The 19,353-nt window shown below is 71.2% G+C and carries 18 protein-coding genes and 1 riboswitch; of the genes, 8 read left to right on the forward strand and 10 right to left on the reverse strand.

Annotated features, from left to right (window positions below; all coding sequences use genetic code 11):
- Positions 1-2: 2 nt before the first annotated feature.
- The 4 genes from ACFVYE_RS00255 to ACFVYE_RS00270 are packed head-to-tail and all read right to left on the reverse strand — an operon-like array spanning position 3 to position 1,736.
- Positions 3-689 carry a DUF6286 domain-containing protein gene (locus ACFVYE_RS00255; RefSeq protein ID WP_383959511.1) on the reverse strand — a complete coding sequence of 229 codons (687 nt, stop codon included), beginning with the start codon at positions 687-689 and terminating at the stop codon, positions 3-5.
- Positions 686-1,039 (reverse strand): hypothetical protein, encoded by a 354-nt coding sequence (locus ACFVYE_RS00260; protein ID WP_383959622.1) that lies wholly within the window; start codon positions 1,037-1,039, stop codon positions 686-688. The genes ACFVYE_RS00255 and ACFVYE_RS00260 overlap by 4 nt, the downstream gene beginning before the upstream one ends.
- A gap of 5 nt (positions 1,040-1,044) precedes the next feature.
- Positions 1,045-1,236 (reverse strand): hypothetical protein, encoded by a 192-nt coding sequence (locus ACFVYE_RS00265; RefSeq protein ID WP_327366611.1) that lies wholly within the window; start codon positions 1,234-1,236, stop codon positions 1,045-1,047.
- 32 nt (positions 1,237-1,268) lie between these two features.
- Positions 1,269-1,736 (reverse strand): Asp23/Gls24 family envelope stress response protein, encoded by a 468-nt coding sequence (locus ACFVYE_RS00270; protein ID WP_383959514.1) that lies wholly within the window; start codon positions 1,734-1,736, stop codon positions 1,269-1,271.
- 92 nt (positions 1,737-1,828) lie between these two features.
- Between ACFVYE_RS00270 and ACFVYE_RS00275 the strand changes: the two genes are divergently transcribed.
- Entirely contained in the window at positions 1,829-2,530 is a 702-nt protein-coding gene (locus ACFVYE_RS00275) for a hypothetical protein (RefSeq protein ID WP_389603371.1), read from the forward strand.
- Positions 2,531-2,600: 70 nt separating this feature from the next.
- Here ACFVYE_RS00275 and ACFVYE_RS00280 read toward each other — a convergent pair whose 3' ends face one another.
- The 3 genes from ACFVYE_RS00280 to ACFVYE_RS00290 form a co-directional block, all read right to left on the reverse strand.
- Positions 2,601-3,392: an enoyl-CoA hydratase/isomerase family protein gene (locus tag ACFVYE_RS00280; RefSeq protein WP_382898823.1), complete on the reverse strand. Its 792-nt coding sequence runs from the start codon at positions 3,390-3,392 to the stop codon at positions 2,601-2,603.
- Between the two features lie 151 nt (positions 3,393-3,543).
- A complete protein-coding gene (locus tag ACFVYE_RS00285) occupies positions 3,544-3,765 on the reverse strand; it encodes a helix-turn-helix domain-containing protein (protein ID WP_018518904.1) in 222 nt (73 codons plus the stop codon).
- A gap of 341 nt (positions 3,766-4,106) precedes the next feature.
- Positions 4,107-5,705: an ABC-F family ATP-binding cassette domain-containing protein gene (locus ACFVYE_RS00290; protein ID WP_383959519.1), complete on the reverse strand. Its 1,599-nt coding sequence runs from the start codon at positions 5,703-5,705 to the stop codon at positions 4,107-4,109.
- Between the two features lie 270 nt (positions 5,706-5,975).
- Between ACFVYE_RS00290 and ACFVYE_RS00295 the strand changes: the two genes are divergently transcribed.
- Together ACFVYE_RS00295 and ACFVYE_RS00300 are read left to right on the forward strand one after the other, a co-directional pair.
- Positions 5,976-6,866: a neutral zinc metallopeptidase gene (locus tag ACFVYE_RS00295; RefSeq protein WP_389603373.1), complete on the forward strand. Its 891-nt coding sequence runs from the start codon at positions 5,976-5,978 to the stop codon at positions 6,864-6,866.
- Positions 6,867-6,982: 116 nt separating this feature from the next.
- Positions 6,983-7,396 carry a VOC family protein gene (locus ACFVYE_RS00300; protein ID WP_383959523.1) on the forward strand — a complete coding sequence of 138 codons (414 nt, stop codon included), beginning with the start codon at positions 6,983-6,985 and terminating at the stop codon, positions 7,394-7,396.
- A gap of 57 nt (positions 7,397-7,453) precedes the next feature.
- Here ACFVYE_RS00300 and ACFVYE_RS00305 read toward each other — a convergent pair whose 3' ends face one another.
- From ACFVYE_RS00305 to ACFVYE_RS00315, 3 genes are all read right to left on the reverse strand, one after another.
- Entirely contained in the window at positions 7,454-8,764 is a 1,311-nt protein-coding gene (locus tag ACFVYE_RS00305) for a hypothetical protein (RefSeq protein ID WP_383959624.1), read from the reverse strand.
- A 185-nt stretch (positions 8,765-8,949) separates the two neighbouring features.
- Positions 8,950-10,077 carry an alpha/beta hydrolase gene (locus ACFVYE_RS00310; RefSeq protein WP_389603376.1) on the reverse strand — a complete coding sequence of 376 codons (1,128 nt, stop codon included), beginning with the start codon at positions 10,075-10,077 and terminating at the stop codon, positions 8,950-8,952.
- A gap of 124 nt (positions 10,078-10,201) precedes the next feature.
- Complete coding sequence (locus tag ACFVYE_RS00315; protein WP_383959527.1) at positions 10,202-10,861, reverse strand: class II aldolase/adducin family protein; 660 nt, start codon at positions 10,859-10,861, stop codon at positions 10,202-10,204.
- A 263-nt stretch (positions 10,862-11,124) separates the two neighbouring features.
- Here ACFVYE_RS00315 and ACFVYE_RS00320 point away from each other — a divergent pair, with 263 nt between their 5' ends.
- The 5 genes from ACFVYE_RS00320 to cobN all read left to right on the forward strand — a co-directional run bounded on the left by ACFVYE_RS00320 (position 11,125) and on the right by cobN (position 19,324).
- Positions 11,125-12,390, forward strand: coding sequence for an anion permease (locus ACFVYE_RS00320; protein ID WP_383959529.1), 1,266 nt, complete (start codon positions 11,125-11,127; stop codon positions 12,388-12,390).
- A gap of 35 nt (positions 12,391-12,425) precedes the next feature.
- Positions 12,426-12,656: a hypothetical protein gene (locus tag ACFVYE_RS00325; RefSeq protein ID WP_114243854.1), complete on the forward strand. Its 231-nt coding sequence runs from the start codon at positions 12,426-12,428 to the stop codon at positions 12,654-12,656.
- Between the two features lie 175 nt (positions 12,657-12,831).
- A riboswitch (cobalamin riboswitch) is annotated at positions 12,832-12,963 on the forward strand.
- Between the two features lie 144 nt (positions 12,964-13,107).
- On the forward strand, positions 13,108-14,136 hold the full coding sequence (locus ACFVYE_RS00330) for a cobalamin biosynthesis protein (RefSeq protein ID WP_383959533.1): 1,029 nt from the start codon (positions 13,108-13,110) through the stop codon (positions 14,134-14,136).
- Entirely contained in the window at positions 14,133-15,650 is a 1,518-nt protein-coding gene (locus ACFVYE_RS00335; protein WP_383959535.1) for a cobyric acid synthase, read from the forward strand. The genes ACFVYE_RS00330 and ACFVYE_RS00335 overlap by 4 nt, the downstream gene beginning before the upstream one ends.
- Positions 15,651-15,658: 8 nt before the next feature.
- Positions 15,659-19,324, forward strand: coding sequence for a cobaltochelatase subunit CobN (gene cobN / locus ACFVYE_RS00340; RefSeq protein WP_383959626.1), 3,666 nt, complete (start codon positions 15,659-15,661; stop codon positions 19,322-19,324).
- Positions 19,325-19,353: the final 29 nt, after the last annotated feature.

Here is a 19,353-nt window from a genome sequence, read left to right on the forward strand (position 1 = left end):
GCTCACCCCTTCTTCGCGGGACGGCGGACATATACGGACAGGCTCGGTGGCCTGGCCAGGCCCAGTTCCTTGATGCCGGTCCCGAGCACGGTGTCCAGATCGGCCCGTACGTCGTCGAGTTCCCGGAAGTGCGACACCGCACGCACCCCGGCCTTGCTCCGGCCCATCCGGACCCGTACCGACTGCACACCCGACACCTCGATGGCCCGGTCCCGCAGAACCAGTGCGGCCGCGGCCCGGTCGAGGCCGGCCCGTACGCCGGGGCGGTCGCGGCGCATCGGCAGCAGGTCGCGGAGTCCGGGGGTGACGGCGAGCACGAGCAGCCACAGGCCGATCGCCACGGCGGCCGCCGCGCCGGCCAGCACCCAGATGTTGTCCAGCGGCCGGCCGGCGAGCTCGTCGGCCAGCGTGCGGCGCCACTGCATCGCCGGGTGGTCGGCCCGTACCGCCGCCACGTCGTAGAGCAGCAGACCGGTGCCGCCGAGGATCACCAGGGCGAGGATCGCCGCGGGGATGCGGCGCGCGGACCAGAAGCGGCCCGCCCTGCCGCCGCTCTCCGGCTGCGCGGGCACCGGGTCGTAGGCGGCGGACGAGGCGGACTGGTCGAGTTCGGGCACGGTCCCCTGTTCGACGGGCCGGGTGGTGGGCAGCCGTTGCGTACGGTGTTCCGGTTCGTGGGGCTCGGTCATCGGATCCTCCCCTGTGCCGCGATGCTCGCTCCCGTCGGATGCAGGCGCTCGACCTGTACGGCAACCTCGGGCACTTCCATCCCCGCCAACGCCTTTACCCGCTCGGTGACATGCCGACGCACCCCGCCGCACTGGCGGCCGATGTCGGAGGGGTATCCGAGCTCCAGGCTCACCCGGACCCGGGCGGTGTCGCGGTGCACCGTGACCGTGGCGCGCGGCGAGGCGCCTTCCTTCGGCGGCTCGTCGATCGCCTCCTTCGCCGCCTGTGCGGCGATCTTCGCGACCACGCGGTCGGCGATCCGGGTCTCCCCGCGCTCACCGGCGGCGACCCGGCCGCTCACCCCCGACAACGCCGTCACCGCCGTCGGTCGCCGCGCTCGCGACTCCGGAAGAAGTCGCCGGGCTCCAGGTCACCCTCCAGGAAGCGACCCGCGATGAAGCCGATCGCCCCCAACGCGGCCACCAGCAGAAAGGCTCCGAATCCGCCGAAGTACCCGGCGAATCCGAGCGCCATGCCGGCCACCATGCCGACCACAGCCATGTTCATCCTGCGCTCCTCAACTGCCTCGGTCAGGAGGCCTACTGGAGACGTGGCTCGGGTTCTTCTTCTTCCTCGTCGGGCAGCTTCACATCGCTGACCGCGATATTGACCTCCACGACTTCGAGGCCTGTCATCCTCTCGACCGCCGCGACCACGTTCTCCCGTACGTCCCGGGCGACATCGGCGATCGACACGCCGTAGTCGACGACGATCTCCAGGTCGAGGGCGGTCTGTGATTCGCCGACCTCCGCCTTGACCCCTCGGGTGACGGACTTCCCACCTCCGGGTACCCGTTCGCGCACCGCTCCGAACGTACGCGAGAAGCCACTGCCCATCGCATGGACACCGACCACGTCACGTGCCGCCATTCCCGCGATCTTCTCGACCACGCCGTCGGCGATGGTCGTACGGCCACGGGTGGCGGGGTCTCCCCCGCCGCGCTTGGTGATCGGGCTCGATTCCTTGTCGGGGCTCTCGGGACGGTTCCGCTGTGGGGTGTCGGTCATCGCCACTCTTCCCTTCGGGGCAGGTTGGACCTCGTTGCCCACATTAAGCGCGCTTGCCCCGTCTCGCGCCGTGGATGCGGCAGGCTGGGGAAATGACGACGGCTGACAGCCCGCACAGGGCCGACGGATGGACGGCAGCGGTTCGGCAACGGCTCGGCCTCGGCCGGCTGCTTCCGCTGGGCGGTCCGGCGGACGGGGCCTGGATCTCGGAGCGGGCCGCGGCCCGGGTACTGCGCGACGCGGTGGGCGGTCCGGGACCGGGACCGGTGCTCGGGGAGCTCAGGATCTCCGTGGCCGATCCGGACCGGGCCCCGGACGCGGAGGTGGAACCGCCGCCGAGTGCACTGCCGCCGGGACCGCTGCGGATCGAGGCGACCATGTCGGCGATGTCCGGCCGGCCGCTGCCCGCCGCGGCCGCTGCGCTGCGCTCGGCACTGCTGACGGCAGCCGGGCACCGGCTGGGCCTGGTGGTCGCCGAGGTGGATCTCCGGGTGACGGAGCTGCTGGACACACCGCCCGAACGGCGGGTGTCCGCACCGGCCGAGGTGCGCTCGGCGAGGGCGGAGGGGGCGGCGGGGCTCGCTGCCGCGGGTGTTCCGGGTGTCGTGACGCTGACCCGGGTGCTGGGCGACGCGGTGCACGCGGGCCCGGACACCGTACGGGTCGAACTGGCGACGGACTCCGGCCACCGGGCGCTCGATGTGGCACGTGCGGTACGGGGCGCGGTGGCGGATGCGGTGGAGGGGCGTCCCTCGGTCACGGTGCTGGTCACGGCGGTGGTGGAGCGGGACTGACCACCGGACGGGACTGATCGCCGGACGGGACTGTGGAGCGAGTCCACCCGGCGATCGGGGCACAGCCCTCTCAGTCGGTGATGCCCGCCAGGTCGCGCAGACGGCGGCCCTGCGCGGCGCGCTCGGCGACGCGCTGCTCCTCGTAACCACGGGAGACGGCACCGCTCAGCAGCGCCTTGGTCTCCACGACCGCGTCGCGCGGGGCGGCCAGCAGTGCGCCGGCCAGATCGCGGGCGGCTGCGTCCAGTTCGTCGGCGGGGACGACGAGGTTGGCCAGGCCCGTGCGCTCGGCCTCCGCTGCGTGTACGAAGCGGCCCGTGGCGCAGATTTCGAGCGCACGGGCGTACCCCACCAGGTTGACCAGGGGGTGTGTGCCGGTGAGGTCGGGGACCAGACCGAGGCTGGTCTCGCGCATGGCGAACTGCACGTCCTCGGCGACGATCCGCAGATCACAGGCGAGGGCGAGCTGGAAGCCGGCACCGATCGCATGCCCCTGGACGGCCGCGATCGACACGATGTCGTTGCGGCGCCACCAGGTGAACGCCTCCTGGTACTCGGCGATGGTCGCGTCGAGCTCGGCCTCCGGGCCGCGCGCCATGTCGAGGAAGGACGGCTCACCGTCGAACCCCTCGGGGGTGAACGCCTGCCGGTCGAGGCCCGCGGAGAAGGACTTGCCCTCGCCGCGGAGCACAACGACCCGCACATTGCCGGGCAGTGCCCGTCCGGCCTCTGTCAACGCCCGCCACAGAGCGGGGGACTGAGCGTTGCGCTTGGCCGGATTGGTGAGGGTCACCGTGGCAACCGCGTCATCGACGGTGAGTCGTACGCCGTCCTTGTCGAGCACAGAGTCGAGCGAGGTCATGGGGCGCCTCCGGATCGGGTCAGTCAGCACTTCGAGCTAAGTGACTGAACAGTAACCACCCGGCCGACATCACGATCGACCGGGTGGCCACCGCCGAAACCGGTGAGCCCCGGGGCGGGCCGGACGACCTGCCCCGATCCGCCGAAGGCCGTCAGGCCGTGGCGGCCTTCTTGCCCCGTGTCGCTCCGCCGCGTCCACGCAGCGTTACTCCGGACTCACTGAGCATCCGGTGGACGAATCCGTAGGAGCGGCCGGTCTCTTCGGCCAACGCCCGGATGCTCGCACCGGAGTCGTACTTCTTCTTCAGGTCTGCCGCGAGCTTGTCGCGCGCGGCGCCGGTAACCCGGCTGCCCTTCTTCAGAGTCTCGGCCACCCGTGCCTCCTCATGGGAAGTGCGCTCTGGACTCTCATGATCACCCCTCGGAGGCTTCCTGGCCACCCATTCAGCAAGGTCCGTGCAACCGGATTCCTGTCCGGGGAACGGGCCCACACGATCGGAATCCCGCATTCCGCGGGGCTGTGGGGGTGAGTGGGGACAAGCTCGGGATGAACCGGCAGGTCAGGGCCACACGGGGATTGCGGCCCCAAATGGGTGCGCCCGGCAGGTATCTGCCGGGCGCCGCGCCGAGGTACGAGACGTACTCACGCAGATGATGGATCACGCATAGGCCGAATGATCCAGACGAAGTGGATCAGACGGTGACGGGTCCGGGATCAGGCCAGCGCGACCAGGTCCCGGTAGTCCGCGCCCCACAGGTCCTCGACCCCGTCCGGCAGCAGGATGATCCGCTCCGGCTGGAGCGCCTCGACCGCTCCCTCGTCGTGCGTGACGAGGACGACGGCGCCCTTGTACGTACGCAGCGCGCCGAGGATCTCCTCGCGGCTGGCCGGGTCGAGGTTGTTCGTGGGCTCGTCCAGGAGCAGCACATTGGCGGAGGAGACCACCAGGGTCGCCAGCGCGAGACGGGTCTTCTCACCGCCGGAGAGGACGCCGGCGGGCTTGTCGACGTCGTCGCCGGAGAAGAGGAACGAGCCCAGCGTCTTGCGGACCTCGACGAGATCGAGGTCCGGGGCGGCGGAGCGCATGTTCTCCAGGACGGTGCGCTCCGGGTCGAGGGTCTCGTGCTCCTGGGCGTAGTAGCCGAGCTTGAGTCCGTGGCCCTCGATGACCTCGCCGGTGTCCGGCTTCTCGGCGCCGCCGAGGAGCCGGAGCAGGGTGGTCTTGCCCGCACCGTTGAGGCCGAGGATGACGACGCGGGAGCCCTTGTCGATGGCGAGATCCACATCGGTGAAGATTTCGAGCGAGCCGTACGACTTGGAAAGACCCTCCGCCATCAGGGGGGTCTTGCCGCACGGCGAGGGCTCGGGGAAGCGCAGCTTGGCGACCTTGTCGGAGACCCGGACGGCCTCCAGGCCGGAGAGCAGCCGCTCGGCGCGCTTGGCCATGTTCTGCGCGGCAACGGTCTTGGTGGCCTTGGCGCGCATCTTGTCGGCCTGCGAGTTGAGGGCCGCGGCCTTCTTCTCGGCGTTCTGCCGCTCGCGCTTGCGGCGCTTCTCGTCGGCCTCGCGCTGCTGCTGGTAGAGCTTCCAGCCCATGTTGTAGATGTCGATCTGCGAGCGGTTGGCGTCGAGGTAGAAGACCTTGTTGACGACCGTCTCGACGAGCTCGGCATCGTGGGAGATCACGATGAAACCGCCGCGGTAGGTCTTGAGGTAGTCGCGCAGCCAGACGATCGAGTCGGCGTCGAGGTGGTTCGTCGGCTCGTCGAGCAGCAGGATGTCGGCGTCCGAGAACAGGATGCGGGCCAGCTCGATGCGGCGGCGCTGACCGCCGGAGAGCGTATGGAGCGGCTGTCCGAGCACCCGGTCGGGCAGGCTGAGCGCGGCGGCGATGGTGGCGGCCTCTGCCTCGGCGGCGTATCCGCCCTTGGTGAGGAACTCCGTCTCCAGGCGCTCGTACTTCTTCATCGCCTTCTCACGGGTGGCGCCCTTGCCGTTCGCCATCCGCTCCTCGTTCTCGCGCATCTTGCGCAGGATCTCGTCGAGACCGCGGGCGGAGAGGATGCGGTCGCGGGCGAGTACGTCGAGGTCGCCGGTGCGCGGGTCCTGCGGGAGGTAGCCCACCTCGCCGGAGCGGGCGATGGTGCCGCCGGCGGGGTTGCCCTCGCCTGCGAGGCACTTGGTGAGGGTGGTCTTGCCCGCTCCGTTGCGGCCGACGAGGCCGATGCGGTCGCCCTTGGCGATACGGAAGGAGGCGGACTCGATGAGGATGCGGGCGCCGGCGCGCAGCTCGATGCCGGAAGCGGTGATCACGGTAAAACTCCAGGGCGGTGTGGACGGCGGACGGGACGAGGGCGGAGGTGTCTCGACGCCGTCTAATGCACAAGGAGAATTGCCATACGGGTCATTCTACTGGCGGTGTGCAACTGCTTTTCCGCATGCGCTCACGGCACTTGCCGAAATCTCGCTCAGCGCTGCCGCTCCACTCCACCGCGCGACCAAAAAAGGGCATTGCGGTGTGAACTACCCAATACTCGGCGGAGGTGGTGAGATCACCACGGCCGCAGCAGAGGGTGGTGCTCCATGCAGTTCGACGACGACGCCGATCTGGACACGTCCGAGGTCCAGGATGTGCGCGGCAGTCGCATCCCCGGCGGCAAGGCCACCGTGGGCGGCGGCATCGCCGGTCTCATCGCACTGATCCTGGGGCTGTTCTTCGGCGTCGGCCCCGATCAGCTCGGCCTGTCGTCCGGCGGCTCGGGCACGACGGCGACCGCGTCCTCGGCGGCCCAGGTGCAGCAGTCCTGCCGGACCGGGCAGGACGCGAACACCAGGGAGGACTGCCGGATCGTCGCGGTGGTCAACAGCGTGCAGGACTACTGGAAGCAGGAGTTCCGGCGGCGTGGCGGGACGTACACGGATGCGCCGACTGTCCTGTTCACGGACCGCATCGCCACCGCGTGCGGCACCGCGACCTCGGCGGTCGGGCCGTTCTACTGCCCGGGTGACCGGAAGGTCTATCTGGACCTGGGTTTCTTCGACGAGCTGCGGACGAAGTTCGGCTCCAGCGGCGGCCCGTTCGCCCAGGCGTATGTCGTCGCCCATGAGTACGGGCACCATGTGCAGGACCTCATGGGAACTCTGAGCCGCGCGCAGGACAGGCAGACCGGCGCCAACAGCAATGCGGTCAGGGTGGAGCTGCAGGCGGACTGTTACGCCGGGGTCTGGGCGCATCACGCGACGACCACGCCCGACGAATTGACCGGGCGGCCGCTGATCACCTCATTGACACAGGCGGACATCCGGGACGGACTCGACGCGGCGGCCGCGGTCGGCGACGACCGGATCCAGGAGAAGTTCCAGGGCCGGGTCACACCTGAGTCCTGGACGCACGGCTCGGCCGCGCAGCGGCAGCAGTGGTTCACCACCGGCTTCCGCAGCGGAGACATGGCCGACTGCAACACCTTCCGCTGAGCCGGGCCTCTTGAGCCGAGCCGGGCCGTTGTCAGTGGCCGGTGGAAGACTGAGACGCAGATCACAGAGTCAGGTCACAGAAACAGGTCCCGGGAGTACGAGAAGGGGTGAGCGCGATGGCAGGCGCACCGGCCGGCGTTCCGACGATCTATCCGACGATTCTGTACGACGACGCGAAGGCCGCGATCAGGACGCTGACGGAGGGCCTCGGCTTCACCGAGGAAGCGGTGTACGAGGGCGAGAACGGCACGGTGCTGCATGCGGAGCTGTCCTGCGGCAACGGCAGGGTGATGCTTGGCTCCAAGGGCCGCGAGGGTGTCTTCGCCAAGGCGATGCAGGGCGCGGGCCCGGCCGGTGTCTACGTCGTGGTGGACGAGGTCGATGAGCATCACGCCCGGGCCGTGGAGTACGGGGTGGAGATCCTGATGCCGCCGACGGACCAGGACTACGGCTCCCGCGACTTCATTGCGCGGGACGCGGAGGGCAATGTGTGGAGCTTCGGGACGTACGCACCGGGGTCGGCGGACTGACGGGCGGTCGGCCGGACGGGCTCGGGGCCGAGCCCGTCCGACGCGGACTCACCCGCGCTACGCACCGCCCGTGTGCACCTGGAACGCGGCCCGGCGCACGGCTTTGGCCAGCGCCGGGTCCGGGTGCGCGGCGGCCAGGGCCACCAGGACCTGCACGGTGCGCGGGTGGCCGACCGCCCGCACCTCGTCCAGCAGAGCCGGCACCGTGCCCTGGACGGCCGAGTCGAGATGGCGGACCAGCAGCCCGGTCTCGCCGTGGTCCGCGACCGCCGCCGCGGTGTCGACCCAGAGCCAGGTGGCTTCCTCGCGGCTGAGGACGTCCTGGGCGTCCTCGGGGTCCGTTCCGCCGTACTCGGCCAGCCACAGCAGCGCGTAGGGGCGCAGCGAGGGGTCGCCCACGACGGAGCGAACCTCGGGCTCGGCGGGGGCGCCGACGACCCGGAGAGCCTCGAAGGCGAGCCCGCGCAGCAGCGCGTCCTCCCCGCGGGCGACGCCGAGGAGTTCGGCAACGGCGCTGCCGACGGGGCGGGCGGCGAGCCAGGCCCGGTATTCGGCGCGGGCCGGGCCCGGGGTGAGCCGGGCGCAGCCGAGCAGCATGTCCGCGGCGGACTGCTCGATGTTCCCGGCCGGACTCTGGGCCGCGACGCAGATCTGTTCCAGCTTGACCCAGACCGCCCAGTTGCCGAGCGGGGTGAGGGTGGCGTGTCCGGCGCCGAGGGTGAGCGCGCCTACCGCGGCCAGTCCCTCAAGGGCCCAGTCGAGAAGGAGGGAGACCAGGGCTGCGGGGTGTGCCGCGGGGGCGGATTCGGCCGGTGCGGGCGGCGCCTGCGGCCCGTACGGCACCTCGCAGCGCTCCTCGTGGAGTTCCGCGACGCGCTGGCCGAGAAGGTCCAGGAGGGCGGGCACGGTGACCGGGCCCGCCGAGAGCTGGAGGAGGGAGAGCACCTGCGGCACGGCCTCGACAGTCTCTGCGACCGCGGTGGACTCGATGCCCTCGGGCGCGGGGTGGACGAGTGACCAGGCGTCGAAGAGCGCCACCCAGCCGCGGAGCACGGCGGAGTCGTCGCGGTCCCAGGCGCGCAGCCGCCAGCCGGGGCGTGCGGTGTCGCCGTGCAGTTCGACCAGACCGGCGAGCCGGGCCCGGTCCCAGCCGGAGCGCACCTGGGCCGGGGACAACTCCAGGGCTGTCGCGGCCCGTTCGAGGGCCTGGGCGGCCAGGGGCGGCGCGCCGGGGATCGCGCCGTCGGCTGCCCAGCGGGCGATCCGTACGGCGTCGGCGAGGGCCGTCCTGGCCTGGCGGGCCAGTTCCGCCCTGGGAGGGGTGCCCTCCGGGGGGCGGGGAGCCGGCCTGGTGCGCCGGGTGGTCACGGCCTTGCGAGCGGTGACAAGGGGTCGCGGGCGGACAAGTCGCAGCCTGGAGTCGCGCGGGGTACGGGACGTCACGGGGAGCAGTCTTGCCCCTGACGGCCCGAAAGCCCAAACGGAACCCGAATTCGCGGTGGAAGGGGGTGGCGGGCGGGTCCGGCACCAATCGGCCGATCCCTCGCATCGGGTCACATCAGGGGCGTGAGGAAGCGGCGCAGGGCCTCTTCGTAGTGGACCGGGTCGGCATTCCACATCGCCGCATGCGGAGCCTGCGGTACGGCGCGCAGGGTGACCAGGTCCGGACGGCGGGCGGCAAGATCGCGGGACGGCTGCCAGGGGGCCAGGGTGTCGTCCGGGCCGTGGAAGATCAAGGTCGGGACACGCAGCGCCGTTGCGAGGGAGCCGTCCAGGAGCCGGGCGCCGCGCATCCCTGTCTGCCCCTGGGCGGCGCGGACGGCGAGCGGCAGCAGTGCGGCCGGGACACCGCGGGCGACGGCCAGGGCGCGCAGCGTGGTGACCCAGTCCAGGACCGGGGAGTCGAGGACGAGACCGCAGATCCGATTGCGGAGCGCGGAGTTGACGGCCGCGTGCAGCGCCATCGAGGCGCCGGTGGACCAGCCGTGCAGGACCACCTTCTCGGCTCCGTACCGCACGGCGAAGCGGATCGCCGCGTCCAGGTCGCGCCATTCGGACTCGCCGAGGTGAGCGAGGCCGTCCGGGGAACGCGGGGCCCCAGCGTCGCCGCGGTAGGCCGGATCGAGCACGGGCAGGCTCAGATCGTGCAGGAACTCCATGACGTTCATGGGGTGTTCCCTGGTGGTGCCGAGGCCGTGCACGGTGATGACCCAGGTGTTGCGGGGACCGGGCAGGAACCAGGCGGGCAGGGGACCGAGTTCGCCGGGGATCTCGACTTCCCTGTGATCGAGTCCGAGGGCCGATGAGGGGTCGCCGCTGTGCAGCTGCGGGGTGATGCGGACCTCGGCGCCGGTTTCCAGGCTGCCGCGGTTGACTCGTTCCAGTCTGCGGACGACGGTGTCGGGGGCGTGGTGGGCGTGTTCGATCACCGGGCCGACGACGGCGTGGACGTCGTCGCCCACCAGTCCGTACGTACCGGGCCGCAGGGCGGCGAAGGAGCGCGTCAGGGTGACCTGCCCGGCTGCTGTGGCGTGCACTGTGAGTCTGCGGTCGGCGGGGAGCGGTCGTCCGGACGGCACCCCGAGGGCGGCGTCGCTGGCGTACCGGCCGGCCGCGACCGCTGCCGCACCGACGCCGAGGATCGTGGTGACGGCTGCTGCCGTGACTGTTGCCGGGCGCACTGCTTCAGTGTCGGGGGGTGCGCCGCACCCTGCCAGCGGACGCGGGCCGTCCGGTGCCCCGGCAGGGGCAGGACGGGCGGATGGGACGGGACAGCCGGGACGGCGGGGACCGGCAGGGGTCGGGTCAGCCCGGTTGTCCGTATCCCTTCAGTGCCTCCTGTACGTCGCGCAGCCGGGCCGGGGAGAGCAGGGTCGGGGTGTGTCCGGGGACGGAGCTCGCGGTGAGCCAGAGTCGGCAGAGCCATTCCAGCTGGGCGGTCCTGTCGTACGCCTCGTCCAGGGTCGCCCCGTAGGTCACGGTTCCGTGGTTCTGGAGCAGGCAGCCCGTACGGCCCTGCAGAGCGTCGAGCATGTTCTCGGCCAGCTCCTCGGTCCCGTAGCGCGCATAGGCCGCGACCCGGACGGGGCCCCCGAGCATGGCGGCGGCGTAGTGGACCGGAGGGACCTCGGGGACCAGGGTGGAGACGGCCGTGGCGTGCACCGCGTGGGTGTGCACGACGGCGGCCGCGTCGCTGTTCCGGTAGACCGCGAGATGGAGCGGGAGTTCACTGGTCGGGGCCAGTTCGCCGAGGACGCGGTTGCCTTCCAGATCGACGCCGACGGCATCCTCGGGGCGGAGCCGGTCGTACGGCACTCCGCTCGGGGTGACCAGGACCGTCCCGCCGACCCGTGCCGACACGTTTCCCGAGGTCCCGACGACGAGGCCGTCCGCCGCCGTCCTGCGGGCGGTGGCGACGACGCCGTCCCAGGCACGTTCGATCGCGTCCCGTTGCTGATCGCTCATGCGGAGATCCTGTCAGCCCTGGAGGCGAACGGGCATGCGATCGGCGGGATAAGTCACAAACCGGAGAAGTTCATAAAAGGGGTGACAGGGGCGCGAATCGGGTGCGAATCGGCCCTGCGCCCGGTCCGCACCGCACCGCGAAGGACAAACGGAACGACCTGACTCCAGTTGGAGTCACCACAGCGCCCTGCCCAGTTCATCTTCCGTTCATCCAGGTTGCCTACGGTCCACGTGCCAATGACGTCGAACGATTGCCTGGGTAAATGGAACACATCACGCTGCTACTCGCGATTGTGATCGTGACAGCTCTAGTGTTCGATTTCACGAACGGTTTCCACGACACCGCCAACGCGATGGCGACCACCATCTCGACCGGCGCACTCAGACCGAAGACAGCGGTGGCCATGTCCGCCGTTCTCAACCTCGTCGGCGCGTTCCTGTCGGTCGAGGTCGCCAAGACGATCTCCGGCGGGATCATCAACGAGGACGGGCTGCGGACGGAAGTCATCTTCGCGGCACTCGTCGGCGCCATCCTGTGGAATCTGCTGACCTGGCTGGTCGGACTGCCGTCCAGCTCCTCGCACGCCCTGTTCGGCGGTCTGATCGGCGCAGCCGTGATGTCGGCGGGCTGGTCGTCGGTCAACGGCGGCACCGTCGTCACCAAGGTGCTGCTCCCCGCGGTCGCCGCCCCGATCGTCGCCGGTCTGGCCGCACTGCTGGCCACCAGGCTGACGTACCGGATCGGCGGGAAGATCCGCAACGACGCCCAGGAGAAGGCCACTGCCAAGGGCTACCGCGCCGGCCAGATCGCCTCGGCCGGACTGGTCTCCCTCGCCCACGGCACCAACGACGCGCAGAAGACCATGGGCATCATCACCCTGGCCCTGGTCACCGGGGGCGTCCTGCACCCCGGCTCCAACCCGCCGGTCTGGGTCATCGTCTGTGCCGGTACGGCCATCGCACTCGGCACCTACCTGGGCGGCTGGCGCATCATCCGCACCATGGGCAGCGGCCTCACCGACCTCAAGCCGCCGCAGGGCTTCGCCGCCCAGACCAGCGCGGCCACGGTCATCCTGGCCTCCTCGCACCTCGGCTTCTCCCTCTCCACCACCCAGTCCTGCTCCGGCGCCGTGATGGGCGCGGGCCTCGGCCGCCAGGGCGGCGTGGTCCGCTGGTCCACCGCCACCCGGATGTTCGTCGCCTGGGGTCTGACCCTGCCGGCCGCAGGCCTGGTCGGCGCGGGCGCGGAACTCCTCACCAAGCAGGGCACCTGGGGTGTCGTGGTCGTCGCGGCGCTGCTGGTCGCGGGCTCCGGGGCGATCTGGCTGGTGTCGCGCCGCAAGCCGGTCGGCCACGGCGATGTCGCGCCGACAAGCGGCGACGCCGAGCCCGCAGGCGTCGTCACCACGGCCATCGCCGCCGTCAGCCCGCCGCTCACCGCGGCCCAGGCAGCGGCTCAGGACCTCAAGACCACCATTCCGGCTCCGGCCGGAACCACCCAGGACCCGGCGCGACCCGCCACCGTCTAGGCCGGCCACCCGGGCAGGCCGTCTAAGGATTCAGCATGAACATCGACTGGGCAGCCCTCGGCTCCGTCTTCGGCGTCTCCCTCGTCGTCACCGTCGCGCTGGTGGGTTTCTTCACCCTGGGCATCGTCGGTCTCTCCAAGCAGCCCGAGCCGGCGGCGCAGGGCGGCTCCGGCGGCTCGCTGCTGCTGGCCCGCGCCGGCGCGTACGTCTGCTTCGCGCTGTGCGCTGCGGCGGTCGCGTACGGGATCTATCTGATCGTCGCCTGAGCCCTTCCGCACGCACTCCCCCGTCGGGCCGGACACACACCTCGTGTGTGTCCGGCCCGTTGTGGTGTGTCCGGCCCGATGTGGGGCTCAGCACACTGCACCGTCGCAGGTCAACGGCAAGTTGACGGGCGTTCGCGGAGCGTGGTGGACTGCCGGAGCCAATTACGGCGACAGCAGAGGAAGCCGGTGCGAATCCGGCGCGGTCCCGCCACTGTCACCGGGGAGCAGTCCCCCACACCGGAAGTCACGGCACGCGCGAGCGGGTTGGAAGGCCGGGGGAACTGCGGATCCGGGAGCCAGGAGACTCTCGTCGCCGGTCACGTCGAACCAGGGCGCGGACCCTGAGTGAGGACATATCGCCATGCCTGGCTGCCGTGCGTCCGTTGCTGTGGCGCTCTCGACGAGAGCCGCCTGTACGAAGGTCCTTCGAGGCGTAACGGCCGGTTGAGCCGTGCGTGCCGACCGCATTTTCGCGTACGGCGCCACGGCCGGTCTGATCGGCGATCTGCTGCTCGGTGACCCCCGCAGGGGACATCCGGTCGCCGCCTTCGGGCGGGCCGCAGCGGACGTCGAGCGCCGTCTGTGGCGCGACCACCGTGGGTGGGGCGCGCTGCACACGCTCGTCTGCGCCGGAGGCGCCGCGGGTGGTGCCGCGCTGATCACCCGTGCCGTACGCAGTCACCCCGCCGCCTCCGTCGCACTGACCGCGGCCGCCACCTGGTCCGTCGTCGGCGGTACGTCCCTGGGACGTGAGGCGCGGGCGATCGGCGGCGCCCTGGCCGCCGGTGACATCGAATCGGCCCGCGAGCGGCTGCCGCACCTGTGCGGGCGCGACCCGTACTCCCTCGACGGACCGCAGATCGCCCGCGCCGTGGTGGAGTCCGTGGCCGAGAACACCTCGGACGCCGTGGTCGGCGCCCTGGTGTGGGGTGCGCTGGCCGGTGTGCCCGGGCTCGTCGGCTTCCGGGCCGCCAACACCCTCGACGCCATGGTCGGCCACAGGTCGCCCCGCCACCGGCGCTACGGCTGGGCCTCGGCCCGCCTCGACGACCTCGCGGGCTGGCCCGGTGCCCGGCTCACAGCCCTGCTCGCCGTGGCCGCCGGGGGGCGCCCACGTGGAGCGGTACGGGCGTGGCGGGCCGACGCGGCGAAGCACCCCAGCCCCAACGCGGGCCCGGTGGAGGCCTCGTTCGCGGGTGCGCTCGGCGTACGGCTCGGCGGGACCCTCGCGTACGGCGGCCGGGTCGAACACCGCCCCGTCCTCAACGGGGAGACCGGCCGGGCGGTGGAGACCGAGGACATCGAACGCGCGGTACGGCTGTCGCGCCGGGTGAGTGCGCTGGCCCTCGGCGTGTGTGTGGCGGGACGACTGGGCGCGGGCCTCGCCGCACGACGGATCGCAGGACGACGGATCGCAGGACTTCGGTCCGCAGGACTTCAGTTCACAGGACGTCGGATCGCAGGACGGAGACGGACATGAGCGGCGGGCTGCTGGTCGCCGGAACCACCTCGGACGCGGGCAAGAGCGTCGTCACGGCAGGTATCTGCCGCTGGCTCGTGCGCCAGGGCGTGAAGGTGGCGCCCTTCAAGGCGCAGAACATGTCGCTGAACTCGTTCGTCACCCGCGAAGGTGCCGAGATCGGGCGCGCCCAGGCCATGCAGGCCCAGGCCGCCCGGGTGGAGCCGACCGCGCTGATGAACCCGGTCCTGCTCAAACCCGGCAGCGACCGCTCCAGCCAGGTCGTCCTGATGGGCAGGCCGGTGGGCGAGATGAGCGCACGCGGCTACCACGGAGGCAGGCAGGAAGCGCTTCTCGGCACGGTCGTGGACTGTCTGGAGCAGCTTCGGGGCACGTATGACGCAGTGATCTGCGAGGGGGCGGGCAGTCCGGCCGAGATCAATCTGCGGCGCACGGACATCGTGAACATGGGCATCGCACGGGCGGCACGCTTCCCGGTGGTGGTCGTCGGCGACATCGACCGCGGTGGCGTCTTCGCCTCGTTCTTCGGTACGACGGCGCTGCTCGATGCCGAGGACCAGTCGCTGATCGCCGGCTACCTCGTCAACAAGTTCCGCGGCGACGTGTCGCTGCTGGAGCCCGGACTGGAGATGCTGCGCGGGATCACCGGGCGGCAGACCTTCGGGGTGCTGCCCTTCGCCCACGGCCTCGGCATCGACGAGGAGGACGGTCTGAGGGTCTCGCTGCGCGGAGCCGTACGCGAATCGGTCGTCGCGCCGCCGCACGGCGACGACGTGCTGCGCGTCGCGGTGTGCGCCGTACCCCTGATGTCGAACTTCACCGATGTGGACGCACTGGCCGCCGAACCGGGCGTCGTCGTCCGGTTCGTGGACCGCCCCGAGGAGCTGGCCGACGCCGACCTCGTCATCGTGCCGGGCACCCGCGGCACCGTGAACGCGCTGGCCTGGCTGCGCGAGCGCGGCCTCGCCGACGCCCTGGTGCGGCGTGCCGCCGAGGGCCGGCCGGTCCTCGGCATCTGCGGCGGCTTCCAGATCCTCGGTGAACACATCGAGGACGACGTCGAGTCGAGGGCCGGGCACATCGACGGCCTCGGCCTGCTGCCGGTACGCATCCGCTTCGACCGCGAGAAGACCCTTGCCCGCCCCGCCGGCGAGGCGCTCGGCGCCCCCGTCGAGGGGTACGAGATCCACCACGGCGTCGCCGATGTACGCGGCGGCGAGCCGTTCCTGGACGGCTGCCGGGTCGACGCGGTGTGGGGCACCCACTGGCACGGCTCGCTGGAGAGCGACGAATTCCGCCGTCGCTTCCTGACCGAGGTCGCGCGGGCCGCCGGCCGGCGCTTCGTCCCCGCCCCCGACACCGGCTTCGCCGCGCTGCGCGAGGAACAGCTCGACCGCCTCGGCGACCTCATCGAAGAACACGCGGACACCGACGCGCTGCTGCGGCTCATCGAGTCGGGCGCACCGTCAGGACTTCCCTTCATCGCCCCCGGAGCACCTGGAGCACGCGCATGAACGCCCCTATGAGCACCGTGCTGTTGCTGTCGACCGCCGACACGGACCTCCTCGCCGCCCGCGCCTCCGGCGCGCCGTACCGGATCGGGAACCCCACCCGCATCGACGCCCACGAGGAACTCCCCGCACTGATCGAGGGTTCCTCCGTCGCAGTCGTCCGGCTCCTCGGCGGCAAGCGCGCCTGGGAGGACGGGCTGGCCGTCCTCAAGGCGTCCGGCGTCCCCACCGTGCTGCTGGGTGGCGAGGCCGTGCCGGACGCGGAGCTGATGGCCGAGTCGTCCGTACCCGCCGGTGTCGTCGCCGAGGCGCTGCGCTACCTCGTGGAGGGCGGACCCGGAAACCTCGTAGAACTGGCCCGCTTCCTCTCCGACACCGTCCTGCTGACCGGCCACGGCTTCGCCGAGCCGCAGAAGATGCCCGAGTGGGGCCTGCACGGCGGCCGGGAGTTCGTCGAGGGCCGCCCGACCGTCGGCGTGCTCTTCTACCGGGCGCACCAGCTGTCCGGGAACACCTCGTTCGTCGACGTCCTCTGCGACGCGATCGAGGCACGTGGCGCCAACGCCCTTCCCGTGTACTGCGGTTCGCTGCGCGGCGCGGACGCCGGTCTCTACGAACTGCTCGGCAGGGCCGACGCCCTGGTCGCCACGGTGCTCGCGGCAGGCGGCACCCGTGCGTCGGACGCCTCCGCCGGGGGCGACGACGAGGCCTGGGACATCGGCGCGCTCGCCGATCTGAACGTCCCTGTGCTGCAGGGCCTGTGCCTGACCTCCGCGCGCGCCGCGTGGGACGCCTCCGACGCCGCGCTCTCCCCCATGGACGCCGCGATGCAGGTCGCGATCCCCGAGTTCGACGGCCGTCTGATCACCGTCCCGTTCTCCTTCAAGGAGCAGGGCCCCGACGACGTACCGGTGTACCGCGCCGACCCCGAACGCGCCGCGCGCGTCGCGGGAATCGCGGTGCGTCACGCCGTCCTGAAGCACAAGGCGAACGCCGAGAAGAAGCTCGCCCTCGTCTTCACCGCCTACCCGACCAAGCACTCGCGCGTCGGCAACGCCGTCGGTCTGGACACGCCCGCATCGGCGGTGCGGGTCCTGGACGCCCTGCGCGACGCCGGTTACGGAGTCGACGGGCACCCCGACAACGGCGACGAGCTCATCCACCGACTCATCAACGCCGGTGGCCACGATGTGGAGTGGCTGACCGAGGAACAGCTCGCGGCAGCCCCCGCGCGTGTGCCGCTCGCCGACTACCGGGCCTGGTTCGACAAGCTGGAACCGCAGCTGCGCGAATCGATGCTGGAGCACTGGGGCGAGCCGCCGGGTTCGCTGTACGTGGACGGGGACGACATCGTCCTCGCCTCGTTGCAGTTCGGGAACGTGGTGGTGCTGATCCAGCCGCCGCGCGGCTTCGGCGAGAACCCGATCGCGATCTACCACGACCCGGACATGCCGCCCTCCCACCACTACATGGCGACGTACCGCTGGCTGGAGGCCGCAACATCGGAGGGGGGCTTCGGCGCGGATGCCGTCGTCCACATGGGCAAGCACGGCACGATGGAGTGGCTGCCGGGCAAGGGCCTCGGCCTGTCCGCCGGTTGCGGCCCCGACGCCGTGCTCGGCGAACTGCCGCTGATCTACCCGTTCATCGTCAACGACCCGGGCGAGGGCACCCAGGCCAAGCGGCGTGGGCACGCCACGGTGGTGGACCATCTGGTGCCGCCGATGGCGCGCGCCGACACCTATGGCGACCTGGCCAAGCTGGAGCAGCTGCTCGACGAGTACGCGCTGGTCAGCGATCTCGACCCGACGAAGGCCCCGTCGGTCCGGGCGCAGATCTGGACACTGGTGAAGGCCGCCGAGCTGCACCACGACCTCCATGTCGACGAACAGCCCGGCGAGGACGACTTCGACTCGTTCGTCATGCACATCGACGGCTACCTCTGCGAGATCAAGGACGTCCAGATCCGGGACGGCCTGCACATCCTGGGCGGCGGTCCCGTCGACGAGGCGCGGGTCAACCTGGTGCTGGCCGTGCTGCGCGCCTCCCAGGTGTGGGGCGGTACGGCGAACGCGCTGCCGGGGCTGCGGGCGTCGATCGCCGAGCACTTCGGGCTCAGTGAGAAGGAGTTGCTGGCCGAGCCCGGTGCCGCGGTGAAGGTGCCGGTCGAGCTGACCGAACTGGTCGACGGCCCGGCGCGCACCGGTGCGGATGCGATCGACCTGCTGGAGCAGCTGTGCCGCCGGCTCGCCGAGGGCATGGAGGAGCGCGGCTGGGACATCGCGGCTGCGGCAGGACTGGTACGGGACGTACTGGGCTTCGAACTCCCGGACGCGGTGGCCGTGTTGGGCTTCGCGTGCGAGGAGGTCGTACCGCGACTGGCCCGGACGACGGACGAGATCGACCACATTCTGCGGGCGCTGGACGGCGGCTTCGTACCGGCCGGCCCGTCCGGATCGCCCACGCGCGGGCTCGTCAATGTGCTGCCGACGGGCCGCAACTTCTACTCCGTGGACCCGAAGGCGATTCCGTCCCGGCTGTCGTGGGAGGTCGGGCAGTCGCTCGCCGACTCCCTGATCGCCCGGTATCTCGCCGACACCGGCGACTACCCGAAGTCGGTCGGCCTGACCGTGTGGGGCACCTCCGCCATGCGTACCCAGGGCGACGACATCGCGGAAATCCTTGCACTGCTCGGCTGCCGGCCGGTGTGGGACGACGCGTCGCGGCGGGTGACCGGGTTCGAGGTCGTGCCGTCGAACGAGCTGGGACGCCCGCGCATCGATGTGACCGTGCGGATCTCCGGGTTCTTCCGCGATGCGTTCCCGCATGTGGTGGGGCTGATCGACGATGCGGTACGGGCGGTGGCGGAGCTGGACGAGCCGGCGGACGTCAACTACGTACGGGCGCATGCCGACGAGGACACGGCGGAGCACGGCGACCGACGTCGGGCGACGGCACGCATCTTCGGGTCGAAGCCGGGAGCGTACGGGGCGGGCCTGCTGCCGCTGATCGACGCGCGGAACTGGCGGAGCGACGCGGATCTGGCCGAGGTGTACGCGGTGTGGGGCGGTTACGCGTACGGGCGCGGGCTCGACGGGCGGGCGGCGCGCGGGGACATGGAGACGGCGTTCCGGCGGATCGCGGTGGCGGCGAAGAACGTCGACACCAGGGAACACGACTTGGTGGATGCCGACGATTATTTCCAGTACCACGGCGGCATGGTCGCCATGGTGCGGCATCTGACCGGCGAGTCGCCCGAGGCGTACGTCGGTGACAGCGCCACGCCGGACCAGGTGAAGACGCGGACACTGGGCGAGGAGACGCACCGGGTGTTCCGGGCGCGGGTGGTGAATCCGCGGTGGATGGCCGCCATGCGGCGCCACGGGTACAAGGGCGCCTTCGAGATGGCCGCGACCGTGGACTACCTCTTCGGGTACGACGCCACGGCGGGGGTCGTCGACGACTGGATGTACGAGAAGTTGTCGGCGGAGTACGTGTTCGACGAGACCAACCGGGACTTCATGAAGAAGTCCAACCCCTGGGCACTGCGCGGGATTTCGGAGCGGCTGCTGGAGGCGGCCGAGCGGGGGCTGTGGGCGGAGCCGGACGCGGAGACGCTGGAGCGGCTGCGGGCCACGTATCTGGAGCTCGAGGGCGACCTGGAGGGGGACGGGTGAGCGGGGTGCGCACGCCTGCTGACCGGGGG

The sequence above is a fragment of the Streptomyces sp. NPDC058239 genome, assembly GCF_042882185.1.
In the GTDB taxonomy this organism is placed as follows: Bacteria; Actinomycetota; Actinomycetes; order Streptomycetales; family Streptomycetaceae; genus Streptomyces.